Genomic DNA, 2,843 nt, shown 5'->3' on the forward strand with positions numbered 1-2,843 from the left:
CCGCTTGGCGGGGCAGTGCTGACCAGTGCGGGCAAGCTGCCATTCAAAGCCATCATCCACGTGGCCGGCATCAGTATGACATGGCGGTCCAACGAACGGTCGATTCGTGATTCTTGTCGAAATGCGTTGGCACTGGCCGAGGAAAAGCAATTCGCTTCGATTGCGTTGCCACTGATTGGTGCGGGCACGGGTGGCGGGTCGACCGGCGCCGTACTTGCTATGATGAAGGATCAGCTCGCAACGGTTCGCTTCGCAGGGCGAATCGTGATCGTCCGATTCAAGAAAGACTGACGAAACAGGTTCCACGGAAATGCAAATCAACATTCAAGTTGGCGATGTGCTGAGAGTGCCCGCGGACGGGTTGATCTCTACCGCCAACCCTTGGCTGAATCTGTCCGGCGGCGTCAATGGAGCGATCCTTTCGGCGGTTGGGCCGACGATTCAACAAGAACTGCACTCCTACCTGAAACGTCATGGCATCTCGGCGGTGCCAGCGGGAAGCGTCGTCCAAAGTAATGCCGGAGACCTGCCGTTCGATTACATTCTGCATGCCGTCGCAATCGACCCGTTCTACGATTCGTCCATTGCACTTGTCCGTCAGACCGTGTTTGCCGCATTGGACATGGCCATCAAAGCAGGAGCGAAGACGATCTCGACGCCGACCCTGGCCACCGGGTACGGCCCATTGTCGATCGCTGATTTTGGAACCGCGGTGGCACCGCTTTTAGGTGAACCTAGGTTCGATGGACTTTCATTGACCATCGTCGTCCGCACAGCCGAGCATCAATCCGAGCTCGCTGACGCGATTTCAGCGGCACAAGTTCAAGCGTAAAGGCAACCGCATGAAGTACGGGTTTCTCTTTCTGTTGTTGGCGGTGGCACTATCAATCACTGCCGCTCGCGTTGGTCCGTGGGCGTGGCTACTTTTTTATCCCGCGTTTTCGTTTGGTGTCGTTGCAGCGGCGTACTTGCACTCGGCCCCCGGTGTCTTTGGCAAACGCTTTGACGGCGGACGTTCCCGACTCGGAACGCTGTTGGTGTTTCCCTATGTCGTGTACGTTGCCGCCGTGTGGCATCTGGTTCGGCTACTTTCGCGAGAGCCAAAGCTGAGCTCGCTCGGCAAAGATTTGATTCTTTCCAGACGACTGCTAGGACACGAATTACCGGATAACATCCCGTCGGTGGTCGACTTGACTTGTGAATTCACGGAACCGAAGCGTGATTGGCTGCTGCAGTCGTACACATGTTATCCCATGTTGGATGGTTCCGCAGCGACTTCGGAGGAACTTAGAAAGCTCGCAGCAAGAATCAATGTCATGCCAAAGCCGGTTCTGATTCATTGCGCCCAAGGTCACGGCCGAACCGGCCTTGTTGCTTCAGCGGTGCTGCTTGTATCGGGAAAAGCAAATACTGCTGCAGACGCAATCGCGATGGTCCAGTCGGCCCGTCCCGGAGTGGAATTGAATCCATTGCAGAGGTCTGTCTTGGAGCAGATCTAGTGAGCGACGACTCAAGTTCCGGACTCTGATGCACAAGGCTGCCCCCAACGCTGGGAAGCATTTAGAGACGGCAAATTATAGCATCTGCGTTCCGTAGCTATGCTCGCCAGAGCGTGGATGATTGCGGGCCAATACGAATCACCACCATCTGGCGAAGGTTACTATGAGAAAATGCCTCACAGCGTCGGGCTGCCCGTACTCGCAGAGATTGGCGACTGAGTCACGTTGCCCATTTTAACTCAGTGGCAAAAGCGAACCCCAATTTTTGACGCACTCCTGCCAACGATTGCGTTTGGTCCTGACGACCTGGTTGGTGACGATCTAGCCACGACGTTCGATCGATTGACACTTCTGTATCGCCGTGGTCAGGATGTCGCATAACCATGGCATTCACACGGAGCGGGACTTGCGGCCGTTTTCAAATGGAAGACTTTACTCTCCCCGCCCGGTGATGTCGGACATTACCCGACTGAATCGCTCAAACCCCTTCACTATGTGGCCGCTCGATTAGCCACTTGGTGTTATCATGAAACGTCACCCGGTGGTTCATCGATATGTGAGCTTGTATCGCGACGAGAATGAAATGCGCCCTAGTCCATACAAACCGCCAAACGCTCTGGAATCAGAAGGGGCTCAGCATGGTCGCTCGGCACATCGACTGCCTGTCGCTATCACGCTTGCGTTTGTCACCATTTGCGGTGCTGCGATGTCTGTCACGTTTACTATTGATCCCATTATCGTGATACTGATTGCAATGGGATGGGTGTGGGTATGTTGGCCAGTGCTAAAACGACTCGCGAGATAGGCGTAAGAACGGCGGGCAACCAGTGTCAATCGGGATAGAGCGTCGGATTGCAAAACGAGGAACTTAAAAAGTGGGAACCGCAGATGGACGCAGATGGGTCAGCAGGTAATCTGTGTTCATCTGCGTCCATCTGCGGTTTCATTCGTTGCGAGATTTTTTGTGCGGTGAAGAGGGTTGTACTGTGCATATGTAGTGCGAAGAACGAGGATTTGGGTCGCGTCAATGTTGCCCCGCCCGATCGCACGTTCGGATGCCGTGACCGAGTACAATGCCGTGACCGAGTACAATGCCGGTGACGAGGACGAGTACCGCGTTACTGAGTACGAGCACGAAGAAGGCAACGAACCAGAACCGAATTGTGCACCCGAGGGCAGCTTGTGAGGTTCACCGGATGAAAATTTATTCGTCCGTCCCAGGTGATCGCCGACGTTCCCAGACTGGAAATTAGGATTCGTTGTATTGGACTTGGTGGTCCAATGTGGTTTGGCGGATGAAGGGCGAGGATGTTTATCGTGCTGCAAACGTGACAACCGTCGGAC

The 2,843-nt window shown here is 54.6% G+C and carries 5 protein-coding genes; all 5 read left to right on the forward strand.

All coding sequences use genetic code 11. The features are described from left to right. Positions 1 to 291 (forward strand): macro domain-containing protein (locus ABX962_RS34055; RefSeq protein WP_372726119.1); only part of this gene is annotated, 291 nt, incomplete at its 5' end. Between the two features lie 19 nt (positions 292 to 310). Next, positions 311 to 832, forward strand: coding sequence for a macro domain-containing protein (locus ABX962_RS34060; RefSeq protein WP_372726120.1), 522 nt, complete (start codon positions 311 to 313; stop codon positions 830 to 832). Between the two features lie 10 nt (positions 833 to 842). Then, entirely contained in the window at positions 843 to 1,499 is a 657-nt protein-coding gene (locus ABX962_RS34065; protein ID WP_372726121.1) for a tyrosine-protein phosphatase, read from the forward strand. Positions 1,500 to 1,724: 225 nt separating this feature from the next. After that, positions 1,725 to 1,880, forward strand: coding sequence for a hypothetical protein (locus ABX962_RS34070; protein ID WP_372726122.1), 156 nt, complete (start codon positions 1,725 to 1,727; stop codon positions 1,878 to 1,880). 646 nt (positions 1,881 to 2,526) lie between these two features. Further along, entirely contained in the window at positions 2,527 to 2,685 is a 159-nt protein-coding gene (locus tag ABX962_RS34075; protein ID WP_372726123.1) for a hypothetical protein, read from the forward strand. The last annotated feature ends 158 nt before the right edge of the window (positions 2,686 to 2,843 follow it).

The sequence above is a fragment of the Novipirellula sp. genome (genome assembly GCF_041583735.1).
Classification (GTDB): Bacteria; Planctomycetota; Planctomycetia; order Pirellulales; family Pirellulaceae; genus Novipirellula.